The organism is Mycobacterium sp. SMC-16, from assembly GCF_046250085.1.
Lineage (GTDB): Bacteria > Actinomycetota > Actinomycetes > Mycobacteriales > Mycobacteriaceae > Mycobacterium > Mycobacterium phocaicum.
Genome location: NZ_CP176427.1, coordinates 2,632,653 through 2,648,185, shown reverse-complemented (window position 1 = coordinate 2,648,185; position 15,533 = coordinate 2,632,653). Strand labels below are relative to the sequence as shown.

Here is a 15,533-nt window from a genome sequence, read left to right as displayed (position 1 = left end):
CACGCCAAACGACGGTCACCGTGCGGATACCGCGATTCGGTCCGGGTTGATGTCCTGACGTGGTGACGGCATATCGGGCGTATCAGGTGACCGGACAGCGGCAATTCACCCTCGTGGAACGGGAACTTCGGGAGCCGGACCATGGGCAGGTCCGCATCCGCGTGTTGGCCTGCGGGGTGTGCCACAGCGACGTGCTCGCCGTGGAGGGGCAGCGAACCGACCCGCAGGAACCGGTGGTGCCGGGACATGAGGTGATCGGCATCATCGACGCTGTCGGCACCGGCGTCGATCCACGCTGGCAGGCCGGTGACCGCGTCGGAGTGGGGTTTCTCGGCGGGCAGTGCGGGCAGTGCGACTTCTGCCGCCGCGGAGACTTCGTCAACTGCAGTGATCAACCACAGCCGGGTACCACCACAGACGGCGGCTATGCCGAGATCATGTACGCCCGGTCCACCGGATTGGTCCGTGTCCCAGACGGTTTCGACGCGATCACCGCAGCCCCGCTGCTCTGCGCGGGTGTCACAGTGTTCAACGCGATACGCGCCGCTGGGCCACCGCTGAACAGCTTGGTGGCGATCCAAGGCATCGGCGGGCTCGGCCATCTCGGCATCCAGTACGCAAAGAAGATGGGATTCCAGGTCGCCGCCGTCGCGCGCGGCACCGGGAAGGAGGAGCTGGCAAAGACATTGGGCGCCGACCACTTCATCGACAGCTCAACCGAACATGTCGCATCGACGCTCAACGCACTCGGCGGTGCCGCCGCCGTCATCGCGACGGCGTCGAGCGGACCGTCGATGGCAGGGTTGGTCGCCGGACTGCGGCCCCGCGGACGTTTGGTCGTTGTCGGGGCATCCCCCGAGCCGCTGCCTGTTCACACATCCGACCTGATCTTCGGGGGCCGCAGCATCCTCGGCAGTCTGACCGGTTCTGCGATCGACAACGAAGACAACCTGGCGTTCAGCCTCACGCACCAGATCGCGCCGCTCGTAGAGCCCATGCCTTTCACCGAAGCACCCCGTGCGTATGACCGGATGATGTCCGGCCGCGCCCGGTTCCGCGTGGTGCTCGACGTCGCCACCCCCGCCTGATCCGTTTCTGTCGCAAAGGAGTCACATTCATGGTCGCCACATACCGGAGCGTCGAGGTCACCGAACCCGGTGGTGCAATCACACTCGCGGACCGGCCGGTGCACGAACCCGGCGACGGCGAGGTGTTGGTCCGCGTCGAAGCCTGCGGCGTGTGCCATTCGGACTCTCAGATCGCCGCGGGCCACCTGCCCGACACGGTCTTTCCGGTGACGCCCGGTCATGAGGTCGCCGGTCACATCGTGGCGGTCGGGCCCGGAGTGCTCGACTGGCAGATCGGCGACCGCGTCGCAGTCGGCTGGTTCGGGTATTACTGCGGGAGCTGTTCCCGCTGTCGCCGCGGTGATTTCGTGCACTGCACGCGCTCGAAGGTGACCGGGGCCGGGTTTCCGGGCGGCTATGCCGAGATGCTGCTCGTGCACCAGTCCGGACTGGCACGGATCCCCGACGCCCTCACCGCCGTCGAAGCCGCACCACTCGCGTGCGCCGGAGTGACGATGTTCAATTCGCTGCGCCACAGTGGTGCACGCCCAGGCGACGTGGTCGCCGTCTTGGGCATCGGCGGACTGGGTCACCTGGGCGTGCAGTTCGCCGCACGCATGGGATTCCGGACCGTGGCCATCGCACGCGGCGCCGAAAAGGCCGATATGGCTTATCAATTGGGCGCTCACCATTACATCGATTCGACCGCCGCCGACGTGGCCGCCGAACTGCGCAAGCTCGGTGGCGCGCGGGTGGTGGCGGCGACGGCCACCAATCGGACCGCGATCAGCGTTGCGGGCGACGGCCTCGCGCCACACGGTGAGGTACTCACGCTTGCCGTGCTCGCCGAACCACTCGACATCACTCCGCTACAACTGATCAACGCCTCAGGCACCATTCATGGACATCCTGCCGGTACCGCAGCGGATACCGAAGACACCCTGGAATTCGCTGCCCTGCATGGCATTCGGCCGTGGGTTGAACCGATGCCGCTGCGGGATGCGGCCGCCGGTTACGACCGGATGATGCGCAATGAAGCGCGCTTTCGGGTGGTCCTGACGATGGCCGACGCCGGGTAGTCGGTAGCGGCGGTGCCTCGCGTGGTTGCGCGGGCACCGCCCGCACCGGGCAATGCGCTCAGGCCAATAGTCCCAGTAGCTGGTTGAAGCACTCCGACATCGAAGGGTGCGTGTAGATCTCGTCGCGCAGTGCACGCGCGGTGATACCGTGCCGCATCGCCAGTGCGACGATGTTGATCACTTCCTGGGCGTCATGACACCACAGTGTGGTGCCGAGAATCTTGCCGGTGGTGGCATCGACGACGACCTTCATCATTCCTTCGGTCTGTTCGACGATACGTGCACGGGCCACGGTTGCGAGATTTGCGACCGGACTTGCGGCGACGAGGACGTCGTGACCCGCAATGCGCGCCTGCGACTCGGTCAATCCCACCCGGGCCAGCGGCGGGGTGAGGAAGAGACACGTAGGCACTGCCGTTCGCTGCGACGCCCGCCGCGGTTCATCGACCCCGGATAGCTGGTCGGCGACGATGCGGTAGTCATCGAGTGAGATATAGGTGAATTGGGGTCCCCCAGTGACATCACCGACGGCGAAGATGTGCGGCACGGTGGTTCGACGGTAGTCATCGACGACCACTGCACCCCTGTCGGTCGTCTCGACTCCCGCCCGGTCGAGGCGCAATGCAGCCGTGTTCGGGGTGCGCCCGAGCGCGACGAGAACAGTGTCGGCGTCGACACTCACCGGTCGTCCATCGCGCAGGTACCGAACACGAGCCATCGGCGCGGCTCCGGGACGGAGGATCGTCTGCACGTCGACGACATCGGCGCCGGTTTGGATATCTACGCCGCGCGCGAACAGCAGTGAACGCGCCATGTCCGCGATCTCAGGCTCCTCGCTTGCGAGCACTGCCGGATTCCTCTCGAGGACCGTGACCGAGCAGCCGAACGCGGCATACATCGACGCGAATTCGAGGCCGATGAATCCACCACCGAGAACGACGAGGCGTTCCGGGCGAGCCGCCTGATGCAACAGCTCGACGTTGGTGACGGCCACCGGACAAGCAGCCAGGCCGGGTATCTCCGCGGTGCCGGCGCGCGCCCCGGTTCCGATGACGATCTGACGAGCGCTCACCGTCACGGCACCTGCATCACAACTGACCTGCACCGTGTTGGCATCTACGAACATGGCGGTGCCGATCAGCACCGTGACCGACGGAATGCTTTCCAGTGCAGCGAGGTTGGCCGCACGAAGCCCCGCGGTCAACCGCTCTGTTGCGGCAACCGCTGCGGCATAAGCCAGTTCACCCGGGAGGTTTGTCGCGGCGTTCTTCTCGCCCTGATGGACCATCGACTTCGTCGGCACGCAACCGGTGTTGATGCAGGTGCCGCCGAACATCTGCGCCGCCTGCTCGACCAGGACCACCCGTTGGCCTGTCCGGCCGACGTCACCGGCCAGCGTCTTGCCACCCTTACCGAAACCGATGACGAGCAGATCGGCTTCGATCGCCGTGCTCTCCACGACGTCGGTTCCAGCTTCGTTCGCCATCACAGGGTCAACACCACCTTGCCGGTCCTGACACGGTAGGACTGCGCCTGCCCGGCCTGTTCCAGCGGGAAGGTGGCCGCGATCGTCGGGACCAGCGCCCCGCGGCCGGCAAGCTCTGCCAGCGCAGTCATGCCCAGCCGGTCGGCCTCGACGAACAGTCCGGCCGGCCGGATACCTCGCGCGACAGCGTCGGCGACGACCTCCGGCAGAGACTGCGGCAGCGACGAGACCAGCGTGCCGCCGGGTTTGAGCACCTGCAGCGCCTTGCGCTGATAGTCGTTACCAATGAGGTCGAACACCACATCCACATCGCTGAGCACCGTCGCGAAATCGGTTGTGGTGTAGTCGATCACCTCATCGGCGCCGAGGCCGGTCACTATCTCGACGTTATCGGGTGACGCCAGTCCGATGACATACGCGCCGAATGCCTTGGCGATCTGCACCGCCAGATGTCCCACCCCGCCGGCCGGGGCGGTGATCAGCACCCGGGTGCCCTCTCCGATGCCGGCGGTGTCCACCAGTGCCTGGTAGGCCGTCAACCCGGCCAGCGGCAACGCGGCGGCCTGAACATGGTCGAGGTTCGCCGGTTTCGGCACGAACACCCGAGTCGGAGCGACGACATAGTCGGCATAGGCGCCGTGCCCCAGAGGGAATGGCAACAGGCCGAACACCTCGTCACCGGGCCGGTAGAGGGTGACGCCGAAACCCACGGCTTCGACAGTGCCGGACACATCCCAGCCCAGGACGAACGGTGTCGCCCCGACGAGTACCCCGCTCTGACGGTTCACCCCGTCAACCGGGTTCACACCGGCGGCGTGCACCCGGACCAGAATCTGCCCAATTCCTGGTGTAGGACGGTCGATCTCGACCACGTGTAGCACCTCGGGCCCGCCGAGTTCGTCCTGGCTGACAGCTCTCATGGCGCTCATCCCAGGAACCGGTTGACGTCGTGCGCGAAATCCGCGATGTGCTGGAACAGGAATCCGTGGCCGGCGTCGCTGTAGAGCACCACCTTGGCATCCGGCAGTTGCTGCGACATCGCGTAGGTCGCATAGGAATTGATCATCACGTCATGGGCACCGTTGACGACCAGCACCGGCAGCTTCAGTTCGGCCAGCCGCAGGTAGTAACCACCGAACGCGGCGATGGCACTCAACTGGGCCCGATAGGTGTCCCCTTGCACCGCGGCCTGGGACTGCAGCAACCGAGTGTCCAAGCGCCGCAATGAAGCCAGTCCGGCGGCACGACCCTGATCGGTTTCGGGGAAGAACAGGTACAGGTAGTCCTCATCGTCGTTGACGGGGTGGCCGAGAATCTCCCCCACCCGGGGCCCGGGGGCCGGCTGGTCCGGCACTCCTGCCGGCGTGCTGCCCGCGACCACCAGCCGACGCACCAATTCCGGTGCACGCAACGCAATGCCCTGGGCGACAATGCCACCCAACGACCATCCCAGCACGTCGACCTCGGTCAGCCCGAGCGCCCGGATGAACGCGATACCGCCGTCTGCAAGCCCGTCGATGGTGGTCGGCGCGGCACCGCTGGAGAGGCTGGTCCCCCGATTGTCGAAGACGATGACCTCACGTTCGGCGGCCAGCGCATCGAGCAGTTGTGGATCCCAATGGTCGACAGTTCCGCGCAGGCGCATGCACAGCACCAGCGGGACTCCGCCGGTCCTCCCGAATCGGCGGTAGTGGAAACGTTCGCCGTCAGGGCCCCCGACGAAGCGATCCTCTGCTTGATCGGACAAATATGTCATGGGCATTCCCTTCAGTTGACGGTGATATCGGTCAGTTCGATGGACACCACGAGTTGCTCCGGTAGCGGGTGGTTGTCGGCGTCGCGGACGTAGATCATCCGGGTGCGTGGGATGACCAGACCGCCGATCTCATCGAAATCCGAAACGTAGTGAGCGCCCGGGGATCCCCCGGCAATGTCGACCTGGTAGTCGCGACGTCGAATCAGTCCGTCGGAATCGATGTACAGGATCTGGTGGGGACTGTGGGTGGCGATCGCGTCGGGGTAGTCGACGTGCAGGGTGCGCCATTGCTGGCCGTCCTCGGTCCAGGATTCGCCCTCTGCGGTACGCACACCGGGAAAGGTGAGATTGAACGGCTCGGCCGTGTAGGTCCACATGGCGTACCCGGTGAAGTACGCCAATTGCAATGTGCTCCACGGTGTTTCGAGAGTATGCCCGGCGAACGATGCTCTGGGATCGTCGAGCATCTCGACGATGTCCCCGGCTGTTGTCTCGATACCGACCCGTTGCGGCGTGTAGGCGGTCTTCAAATCGGGCGCAGTGAAAGGCGACAGCGAGGTGCGTTGGTCTTTGATCCAGACCGTGATCTCACCGTCGTCGACGATGCCGGGTACGGCCTTGATGTCCCAGATGGCGCCCCCGAACCGTTTGCGCGCGGTGACCGAGGTCAACTCCCGCCAACGGTCGACGCCGCCGTAGGCATTCAGCACAGAGGTGAGCAGGTCGGTCATGAATTCTCCTTAGCGGCCGAGGAATTGGCGGACGTGCTGGCCGAACTCGACCGGATACTGGTCGAGGAATCCGTGGTCTGCATCGGGATAGATGCGCAGTTGGGCGCCGCGGATCCTCTCGGCCAACAAGTAACTGTTCTTGGTCGACATCATGGTGTCGTTGTCGCCGTTGGCGACAAGCGTCGGTTGGGTGATGGCCGAAAGCCGTTCCAGCTTCGACGATTCCGGTATGCCCCAAGTCATCAGCGCCTGGTACTGCGCGTCACGACAGGCCAGAGTGGTTTCGGCGTCACGGTCGGTGTCTCGAGCGTGGGTGCGCGCCAGGTACTCCCAACCGCGCTGGACGCTCTTCTCGGAGCCGGAAAAGAAGAGCGCGATGAATCCTTCGGCGGTGATCTCGTCGGCACAGGCGTAGGCGTAGACGTCCTCGGACCACCTGTGCAGATCGGGAGCACCCTGCGGCGCCGTGCCGGCGAGCACCAGCCGGCGCGGCAATCGCGGACGCACCAGCGCGATCTCCTGGGCGATGTGACCGCCGAGTGAAAAACCGAGCAGATCAACGGATTTCAGGCCGAGCGCGTCGATGAACCGGAGGGCGTCGCGCGCCATGTCCGCGATGTTGTCGGGTGTGGCGCCAGTGGAGCCTCCGACGCCGCGCAGGTCGACGGTGATCACCTCACGGTCGGCCGCGAGCACGTCCAGGAATGCTGGGTCCCAGTAATCGAGATTGCCGCGAAAATGCTGAAGCAGCACCAGTGGCGGCACCGTGGCCGAAGGACCACCGAAGCGCCGGTAGGCGAACCGTTCACCGTCGACCTCGATGTCCAGGTTGGCGGCGTGCGCAGCGCCCACCGCGGTGGAGGCTTCCGTCATGTGGTGTCTCCCTGCTGTCGTCGTTGTCACCAGCCTGCGTTCTCGGCCCGGCTCCCGGTATCCGTCAATTGACTACGGGGGTATGCGGACGAGGGCCCGCGTGTCGCGATGGTCGTTTGACTGATGGCCGCGTCTGACAGCTGAGGCCAGACTGGCACCCATGCCATTCATCGAGGGCTCCGACGGGGCGCAGCTGTACTACAAGGACTGGGGATCCGGGCCGGCGGTGGTCTTCAGTCATGGCTGGCCGCTCAGCGCCGACGCGTGGGATGTGGAACTGAAACTCCTCGCCGACAACGGTTTCCGTGCCATCGCCCACGACCGTCGGGGGCACGGCCGGTCCGAGCAGACGTGGTCTGGCAACGATATGGACACCTACGCCGCAGACCTGGCGGCGCTGATCAACGGACTCCGATTGTCCGACGTCGTCGTTGTGGGGCATTCCACCGGTGGTGGCGAGGTGGTGCGGTATGCGGCACGCCACGGCGCAGGCCGGGTGCGCAAGGTGATCACGGTCGGCGCGGTGCCTCCCGTGATGGTGGCATCAGCGGAAAACCCTGAGGGCACACCGCTGTCGGCGTTCGACGACATCCGGGCCCGCGTACTGGACAACCGATCCGGGTACTGGCGGGAACTCGCGGTCGCGTTCTACGGTTTCAACCGGGACGGTGCCACCGTCTCCCAGGGACTGATCGACCAGTTCTGGCGCCAGGGCATGCAGGCGGGGCTCGCATCGGCGTACGACTGCGTGAAGGCGTTCTCGGAGACCGACCTGACCGGGGATCTGCGGGCCCTCGAAGCGCCGATCCTGATCGCCCACGGCGACGACGATCAGATCGTCCCGATCCACGATGCGGCGTCGAAATCGATCGAGCTGGTGCGGTACGGCACCCTACGGGTGTAATCCGGGTGCCCCCCACGGTATTCATGGCGACTATCAGCAGCAGTTGAATCGAGATCTGCTGGACTTCATTCGGAGCTGAGCGGGTCGATGAGTGTCACGTCACGGATGGGTACACCGATGCCGTCGTGCCGCTGAAAGACCACCAGCGCATGCTCGCCGGTGGATTTCTCGATGAACCGGTAGCCGCTGCGTTTGGTGGTGACCCGGTGTTTGCGGCCCCACTGCCCCATCGCGGCGAGCACTGTCACCAGATCGTGTCCGGCGTCGGTGAGCACGTAGCGACTGCGCGTACGCTCGCCGGGCTCCCGATAATCCTCGACCTCCAGGATGCCGGCGGCCACCAACTCGGCCAGCCGCGCGCTGAGTACATCGGAGGCCACCCCGAGCTGCTCGCGGAATTCGGAGAACCGGGACCGCCCCAGCAATGCCTCGCGGACGATCAGGATGGCCCACCGCTGCCCCAGCACCGCCATCGTGCGGGCTATCGGGCAGGCGTCGTCGGACCACGGGTCGGTGCGCATCCTCACACCATACCTGGGTTGGCAATGCCAATTCAGACTGCTAGCTTGGCAACGGTGATAATCGGTCGGTCAACCGAGTTGTCGAGCGTCACCGACACGCTCGCCGCGATCTCTACAAATGGCGCAGCGCTTGTCGTCGACGGTGAGGCAGGTATCGGCAAGTCCACGTTGCTATCGGCGATCGCCGACTGGGCGGTGGCCAACGGCTACAGCAGGCTGGGCTGTTCGGGCCTGCAGAGCCAGAGCGAAGTGGGTTTCGCCGGCATCCACGAACTCATCCACCCGGTGCTCGACCACACCCCGGCATTACCACCCCGCCAGCGCACGGCCCTGCTGACCGCTTTTGGCCTGGCCGAAGGCCCGACGCCAGATCGGCTGATGGTCAGCCTGGCGGTACTCGGACTCCTCGAAGAATCGGCGAACCGACGCCGAATCGTCCTGATCATCGATGACGTCCAGTGGCTGGACCAGTCTTCGCTGGAGGTTTTGGCGTTCGTGGCGCGCCGGCTCAGTAATGCACCGCTGATGATGTTGTGCGCCGAACGTACGGGGCTCGATGGCGCCACCGCATATCTGGACGGTCTGCCTCGATTGTCATTGGGTCCCTTGGCTCCCGAACATGCCCGTCAACTGTTGAGCACCACCGCCCAGCACGCAGACGCCCTGCTCCAGCAACGGGTACTCGAGCAGGCAGGCGGCAACCCGCTGGCAGTCATCGAACTGTCCGGCGCCCTGAGCGAGCGCGGCAGCAGCGCCACCTTCTCCGGTGAGCCGCTGCCCACGACCCGCCGGGTCGAACGAGCTTTCCTGTCCCAGCTCGACGACCTGACCGACAACGGCCGCCTGCTGCTGCTATTGATCTCGGCCAGTGATGGCCAGCTACGTGACATCGACGTCGCAGCTGATCTACTCGGCCTGGTACTCACCGATGAATTGGCCCCGCTCGAGCGGGCGGGCCTGATCAGGGCGGGCGGCGACCGGATCCACGTCCGCCATCCGTTGATCCGATCGACGGTCTATGGCGCAGCTCCGCTGTCCACGAGGACAGTCGTCCACCGGGCACTCGCCGACGCGACGGTGGACCTGGTCCGCGCGGCATGGCACCGCGCGGAAGCCACATTCGGCACCGATGAGCAAGTTGCCACAGCTTTGGAAGGCGCCGCGCGGCACGCCCATGCGCGCGGTGCCGGCGCCGAATCCGCCGCGGCCCTGCGCCGGGCGGCCGTGCTGTCCCCAGAACCGTCTTCTCGGGTGCGCCGGTTGACCGAAGCGGCCGAGATCGCCCGCAGCTCCGGACTGACCGCCGAGTCCATCAGCATTCTCGGCGAAGCCGAGAATCTCGGTGCCAAGCATTGCAGCGCAGAGCAATTGGCCATCACCCGATTCGTCCTCAATGCGACCGCTGCGCTATCGGGCCAGTCGGCGACCGAACTCGTGGCGCTCGCCGGCAAGTTCACGGACGGCGACGCCGCACAGCGTCGGTTGCTGTGGGCTGCAGCCATCGAGTGCCGCATGCACGGCCTCGCCGAGGAGCCCCGTCGCGACATCGTCGCGGCCATCAGCCGCCTCGATCGCGGCGCGGACGATCCGGCGGTATGCATGGCAATGGCGTTGCTGGACGACACCGGCGCGGGTCAGGCCCTACGCACCCGTCTGCCCCGGTTCGTAAACGAGGTTGCCGACGACCCCTTGCTGTTGATGGCGCTCGGGTTCGCCGCCGAGGCGGTCGCCGACCGCACGCATGCCATGCAGTGCTGGAAGCTGGTCCAGAGCAGGTCCAGGACCTCAGGGTCAGCCGCCGACGAATGCGAGAGTCAGCGCGGCGCGTCGCACCTGCTGTTGCAAGAGGGCCGAATCCAGGCCGCGGCCATCGCGGCCGAGAATGCGCTGCGGCTGGCCCGGGACATCAAGCTACCGATGACCGCGGCCTCGGCGGCGGCCACCCTGGCCCGGGTGCAGGTATGGCAGGGCCGGTTCGACCAGGCCCACGAGACCATAGCCACCGCCCGTCGACTGCTGGCTCCCGATCCCGCGATCCTGTGGCATGACGACGCGCACTGGGCAGCGGGCCTGTTGTCACTGTTTACCGCCGATCCGGCCGAGGCATTGGGACACCTACTGAAAATGACCGGGCACAGGACATCCCAGCGGTGGGCCGTCGCCGATCTCGCCGAGGCCGCGGCCGGCAGCGACCGAGCCGAACTGGTGCGACCGCTGCTCGCGGAGATCGAGGATCAGGCGCGACAGCTGGGGACCGGCCTGGAGTTGATGCTCGCGCATCGCGCACACGCGCTGTTGGCCCAGACCGATGATGCGGCACAGGACCATTTTCTGGCAGCTCTGACCGCCGGAGATGACGCGGATGCCGAACTCGAAACGGCCCGAACGCATCTGGCATATGGGCAATGGCTGCGCAGACAGCGCCGGATCACCGAGGCGCGCACCCATCTGTCGTCGGCGCTGGCCGTGTTCGACGCCGCCGGCGCGGCACCGCTCGTCGATCGGGCCGCCGCCGAGCTGCGTGCGGCAGGCGTGGCCACCCCTGCCGGGACTCTTCGTCAGGGCCCGGCCTCCGACCTGACCTCCCAAGAACTTCAGATCGCTCAGTTGGCCGCCGCAGGGCTGACCAACAGGGAGATCGCCGACCGCATCTACGTTTCACACCGAACCGTTGCGGCCCACCTTTACAAGATGTTCCCCAAGCTCGGCATCACCAACCGCAATCAACTGCACACCGTGTTGGGCCAACAACAATGATCTGACCGATGCCTACGATGCGCACGCAGCTCCGGCGAGCGGCCCCAAAATGCACGCCGCAGGCGGCGTGTCTGCGTACAAACACGCCCGCTCGCGGTAAGTCGAATTAGCGCCGGTGCTCGGCGCCGAGACGCTCGGTGGCCAGGGCGACCGCGGCGTCGCGAGCCGCGCTGGCCTCGTCCTCGGTCAGTGTCCGATCTGGCGCCCGGAACCGCAGGGCCAGGGTCAGGGATTTGCGACCCTCCCCGATCTGCGGGCCGGTGTAGACGTCGAACAGCCGCGCGTCTTCCAGGAGTCCGCCCGCACCCTCGCGCACGACGTCGACCACGGCCTGGGCCGCCACGTCGTCGGCGACGATGAGGCTGACGTCCTGGAACACCGCCGGGTACGGCGACACCGACGGCACGATGGCGCGCTCGACGACCGGGATGGCATCCAGGTTCAGTTCGACCGCGCAGGTGCCCTTCGGCAGACCTGTCCGCTCGATGACGGCCGGGTGCAGCTGGCCGGCGTAGCCGACGACGGTGTCACCGACGAGCACCTCGGCACAGCGGCCCGGGTGCCACGGCAGTTCCTGGGCCGACCGCAGCGTCACCTCGACGCCGCACGCCCGGGCGATGATCTGCACGGTCTCCAGAGCGTCGGTCGCCTCGACGACACGACCCGGACCCCACGGGCCGGCCGGCTCACGCAGGCCGGTGAGCACCGCGGCGACATGCAGCGGCTGGTACGGCAGGGCCTGGTCGATCTCGGCGAGCTCGGCTTCGGTCGGGCGCCGGTCCACCGGGATCGGCGCCAGGGCCTTGGTGTGCGGCGTGGCCTGCACGACCTGCTCGATACCGAACAGCGCGACATCGGCGGCACCGCGAGACACGTTGCGCACCAACGCCTCCAGCAGGCCCGGCAGTAGCGTGGTGGCCAGTGCGGGCCGGTCGGCTTCGAGCGGGTTGAGCACCGAGATCGTGGCGCGGCGCGGGTCGTCGGCCGGCAGATCCCAGGCGTCCAGCACACCGGCAGGCAGGAACGGCGTCGGCAGCACCTCGACGAAGCCGTTGAGCGCCAACGACTTACCGATGGCGCGGCGACGCTGCTGTGCCGCCGTCAGGCCGCGGCCGGCGGGTGCCTGCGGGAGCACCGACGGGATGCCGTCGAGTCCTTCGAGCCGCAGCACTTCCTCGACCAGGTCGGCGGGCTGCTTCATGTCGGGTCGCCAGCTCGGCGGCACGACGGTGGCGGAAGCACCGGACACGGTGACGTGCGCGCCGATCTGCATGAGGCGACGGGCCGTGGTGCCGTCGGGGTAGCTGACGCCGGCGATGCGGTCGGGCAAATCGACGGCGATGGCGACGGGCGGCTGCGACCAGTCCGGTGCGGTGTGCTCGGCACGCCAATCCGTGAGAGTGGGTTCGACGGTGCCACCGGCGATTTCGGCCAGCAACGCGGCACAGCGGTCCAGCGCGGCCCGGGAGATCGCGGGGTCGACAGACCGCTCGTAGCGGCGGCTGGCCTCGCTCACGAGGTGCAGGCGGCGCTGGGTGCGCGACACCGCGGCCGGATCCCAGACTGCCGCTTCGAGCAGCACGTCAGTGGTGGTGTCGCGGACCTCGGTGGTGCCGGCGCCCATGACGCCGCCGATGGCCGCGGTGGCCACGTCGTCGACGATCAGGACGTCGCCCGGATCCAGTTTGCGCTCAACATCATCGAGGGTGACGACGGTCTCCCCCGGGTTGGCGAAGCGCACGTCGAAGCCGCCGGTGATCAGCTTGCGGTCGTGGGCGTGCATCGGGTGGCCGAGCTCGAGCATCACGTAATTGGTGACGTCGACGGCCGGCGAGATGGCGCGGATACCGGACAGCAGCAGGCGCCGCTGCAGCCACCACGGCGACACCGCCGTCGGGTCGATGCCGACGACGGGGCGCAGCCCGAAACGCTGCACACCGGTGCCGGGCTGGACCGTCAACGGCCAGGCCTCGCCCTCGGCGGGCAGGGCCGGCACGTCGGCGGGGTCGACGAAATCCAGGTCGAAGGCGCAGGCGATCTCGCGCGCCATGCCGCGGATCGAGAGGCAGTAGCCGCGATCCGGGGTGATGGCGAGGTCGAACACCACGTCGTCCAGGCCCAGTACCTCGGCGCCCGAAGCGCCCGGCTCCGCGGTGCCCGGCGGCAGCACGATGATGCCGGAATGGTCGGAGCCGAAGTTCAATTCGGCGGCCGAGCAGATCATGCCGTCGGACACCCGGCCGTAGGTCTTGCGGGTCGCGATCTTGAACTCGCCGGGCAGCACCGTGCCGGGCAGGGCCGCCACGACGAGGTCGCCGACGGCGAAGTTGCGTGCGCCGCAGACGATGTCGCGCGGCTGCGCCTCACCCACGTCGACCTTGCAGGCCCGGATGGGCTTCTTGAACTCGGTCAGTTCCTCGATCTCGACGACGCGACCGACCGTCAGCGGACCGGTGACCGGCCCCGCGGCGATGACGTCCTCGACCTCGTGGCCGATCCGGATGAAGGCGGCTTCCAGCTCTTCCGGCGACACGTCCCAGCCCGGCGCCCCGGCCTGGACGGCTTCCCGCAGCCAGCTGTAGGGAACGCGCATCAGGCACCCACCCCGAACGGCAGGGAGAAGCGCACGTCGCCCTCCACCATGTCGCGCATATCGGGAATTCCGTTGCGGAACTGCAGGGTTCGCTCCAATCCCATACCGAAGGCAAATCCGGAGTACTCGTCGGGGTCAATACCGCAGGCCCGCAACACATTCGGGTTGACCATGCCGCAGCCGCCCCATTCCACCCAGCCGGGACCGCCCTTCTTGTCCGGGAACCAGACGTCGACCTCGGCCGACGGCTCGGTGAACGGGAAGAAGTGCGGACGGAACCGGGTGCGCCCCTCGGGGCCGAACTGGGCACGCGCCAGCGCATCAAGGGTGCCGCGCAGGTTGGCCATCGTCAGACCCTTGTCGACGGCCAGTCCCTCGACCTGGTGGAACACCGGGGTGTGGGTGGCGTCGAGTTCGTCGGTGCGGAAGGTGCGGCCGATCGACACGATGTAGACCGGCAGTTCGCGGTCCAGCAGGGCGCGGATCTGCACCGGCGACGTGTGGGTGCGCAGCACCTGCCGTGAGCCCTCGGGCGCGATGTGGAACGTATCCTGCTCGCTGCGCGCGGGGTGGTCCGGCGGGAAGTTCAGCGCGTCGAAGTTGAACTGCTCGGTCTCGACCTCGGGCCCTTCGGCCAGCTCCCAGCCCATCGCGACGAAGGTGTCGGCGACGTTCTCGGCCAGGATCGTGATCGGGTGCCGGGCGCCGATGGGCTGCCGGGTGGTCGGCAACGTCACGTCGATGCGCTCGGCGACCAGGGCGGCGGCGTCGCGTTCGGCGCGCAGCACCACGATGCGGTCGTCGTACGCCTGCTGCGCGGCGCTACGGGCGACGTTGACGCGCTTGCCGGCGTCGGCGCGGTCTTCCTTGGCCAAGGTGCCCAGTGCCTGACGGGCCAGCGCGATGGGCGCCTTGTCCCCGAGGTGCTCGGTCTTGGCGCGCGCCAGGGCGTCGAGGTCAGCGGCCTGTTCGAAGGCGAGACGGGCGGCGTCGACCGCCGCGGTCAATGCTGCTTCCGTTAGTTCTTCACCCTGCTCAGCCACCCGGAGATCATAGCGACGAGCGCCGCGCCCACCGCACTCGCAGGGACCCCGACCACTGCCAGCTCCGGTGTGTGGACCAGTACGGCGTAGCCGAAGCACGCGCCCACGCCGAACAGGGCGCCCTGCGCCGGCGTCCAGCGCACCGGCGCGGCCAGGCGCCGCGCGAGCACCAGACCCAGCGCCAGCGCGACCACGTGACCGGCTTCCGTGAAGTCGTCGCTGACCGCGAGAACGGCGACCGAACCGGCCAGCCACCACGCGAGCCACACCGCTCTGAGGCGGGCGGGCACGACCGCGGTCAGCGCTCCGACCACCGTCAACACCCCGTAGCTGACCCCGACATCGGCAACCCGGCTGATCGACCACGGCAGCCACCCCAGCTCGACGGCGGCCACCAACCCGGCCGCGACGACGAGCGTCGTTCCGATATGGCCGACGAGGAACACCGCCAGCAGGCGGCGGCTGCGCCAGGCCAGTTCGGCGACAGCGAGCAGGCAGATGAGTCCGGGCAGCCACAGGAAGAACCGGCCGTCATCAGCGATGAGCGCACTGGCGAACAGCGTGTCGATTCGGCCAGCGCCGAGATTGTGCAAATTGGTACTGGCGTACCCGACCACCCGGTCATGCACCGCCGGGCCGAGCGCCGCCAGGGTCACGGTGACGACGACCAACAGCGCGGCGTAGACGACGGTGACCGGAACGCGGGACAGGCGGCGCCGCACC

General features: G+C 67.3%; 12 protein-coding genes and 1 pseudogene. 4 read left to right on the top strand and 9 right to left on the bottom strand.

What is annotated here, in order from left to right:
* Positions 1-59: 59 nt before the first annotated feature.
* Together ACJEIK_RS12775 and ACJEIK_RS12770 are read left to right on the top strand one after the other, a co-directional pair.
* Positions 60-1,088 carry a zinc-binding dehydrogenase gene (locus ACJEIK_RS12775; RefSeq protein WP_409431559.1) on the top strand — a complete coding sequence of 343 codons (1,029 nt, stop codon included), beginning with the start codon at positions 60-62 and terminating at the stop codon, positions 1,086-1,088.
* A 29-nt stretch (positions 1,089-1,117) separates the two neighbouring features.
* Positions 1,118-2,146 carry an alcohol dehydrogenase gene (locus ACJEIK_RS12770; protein ID WP_409431558.1) on the top strand — a complete coding sequence of 343 codons (1,029 nt, stop codon included), beginning with the start codon at positions 1,118-1,120 and terminating at the stop codon, positions 2,144-2,146.
* A 58-nt stretch (positions 2,147-2,204) separates the two neighbouring features.
* On the opposite strand, the gene ACJEIK_RS12765 is transcribed toward ACJEIK_RS12770, so the two are convergent.
* Genes ACJEIK_RS12765 through ACJEIK_RS12745 form a run of 5 tightly spaced genes read right to left on the bottom strand, consistent with a single transcriptional unit; the run spans position 2,205 to position 6,992 of the window.
* Positions 2,205-3,632, bottom strand: coding sequence for a dihydrolipoyl dehydrogenase family protein (locus ACJEIK_RS12765; RefSeq protein ID WP_135355143.1), 1,428 nt, complete (start codon positions 3,630-3,632; stop codon positions 2,205-2,207).
* Positions 3,632-4,552, bottom strand: a complete 921-nt coding sequence (locus tag ACJEIK_RS12760) for an NADP-dependent oxidoreductase (protein WP_061007340.1) — start codon at positions 4,550-4,552, stop codon at positions 3,632-3,634. The genes ACJEIK_RS12765 and ACJEIK_RS12760 overlap by 1 nt, the downstream gene beginning before the upstream one ends.
* A 5-nt stretch (positions 4,553-4,557) precedes the next feature.
* Positions 4,558-5,388 carry an alpha/beta fold hydrolase gene (locus ACJEIK_RS12755; protein WP_061007341.1) on the bottom strand — a complete coding sequence of 277 codons (831 nt, stop codon included), beginning with the start codon at positions 5,386-5,388 and terminating at the stop codon, positions 4,558-4,560.
* An 11-nt stretch (positions 5,389-5,399) separates the two neighbouring features.
* Complete coding sequence (locus ACJEIK_RS12750; RefSeq protein ID WP_061007335.1) at positions 5,400-6,119, bottom strand: hypothetical protein; 720 nt, start codon at positions 6,117-6,119, stop codon at positions 5,400-5,402.
* A 9-nt stretch (positions 6,120-6,128) separates the two neighbouring features.
* Positions 6,129-6,992 (bottom strand): alpha/beta fold hydrolase, encoded by an 864-nt coding sequence (locus ACJEIK_RS12745; protein ID WP_061007336.1) that lies wholly within the window; start codon positions 6,990-6,992, stop codon positions 6,129-6,131.
* Between the two features lie 160 nt (positions 6,993-7,152).
* Here ACJEIK_RS12745 and ACJEIK_RS12740 point away from each other — a divergent pair.
* A pseudogene (locus tag ACJEIK_RS12740) lies at positions 7,153-7,975 on the top strand (alpha/beta fold hydrolase).
* Here the strand turns inward: ACJEIK_RS12740 and ACJEIK_RS12735 are convergent.
* The gene (locus ACJEIK_RS12735; RefSeq protein ID WP_409431557.1) at positions 7,962-8,417 is read right to left on the bottom strand and encodes a winged helix-turn-helix transcriptional regulator; all 456 of its coding nucleotides are present in this window, start codon (positions 8,415-8,417) and stop codon (positions 7,962-7,964) included. The pseudogene ACJEIK_RS12740 and the gene ACJEIK_RS12735 sit on opposite strands and share 14 nt — an antisense overlap.
* A 54-nt stretch (positions 8,418-8,471) precedes the next feature.
* Here ACJEIK_RS12735 and ACJEIK_RS12730 point away from each other — a divergent pair, with 54 nt between their 5' ends.
* The gene (locus ACJEIK_RS12730) at positions 8,472-11,174 is read left to right on the top strand and encodes an AAA family ATPase (protein WP_409431556.1); all 2,703 of its coding nucleotides are present in this window, start codon (positions 8,472-8,474) and stop codon (positions 11,172-11,174) included.
* Positions 11,175-11,280: 106 nt separating this feature from the next.
* Here the strand turns inward: ACJEIK_RS12730 and pheT are convergent, their stop codons facing one another.
* The 3 genes from pheT to ACJEIK_RS12715 are packed head-to-tail and all read right to left on the bottom strand — an operon-like array spanning position 11,281 to position 15,532.
* Positions 11,281-13,767 carry a phenylalanine--tRNA ligase subunit beta gene (gene pheT / locus ACJEIK_RS12725; protein WP_409431555.1) on the bottom strand — a complete coding sequence of 829 codons (2,487 nt, stop codon included), beginning with the start codon at positions 13,765-13,767 and terminating at the stop codon, positions 11,281-11,283.
* Positions 13,767-14,810, bottom strand: coding sequence for a phenylalanine--tRNA ligase subunit alpha (gene pheS, locus ACJEIK_RS12720; protein WP_029105651.1), 1,044 nt, complete (start codon positions 14,808-14,810; stop codon positions 13,767-13,769). The genes pheT and pheS overlap by 1 nt, the downstream gene beginning before the upstream one ends.
* A complete protein-coding gene (locus tag ACJEIK_RS12715) occupies positions 14,786-15,532 on the bottom strand; it encodes a rhomboid-like protein (RefSeq protein ID WP_409431554.1) in 747 nt (248 codons plus the stop codon). The genes pheS and ACJEIK_RS12715 overlap by 25 nt, the downstream gene beginning before the upstream one ends.
* Position 15,533: the final 1 nt, after the last annotated feature.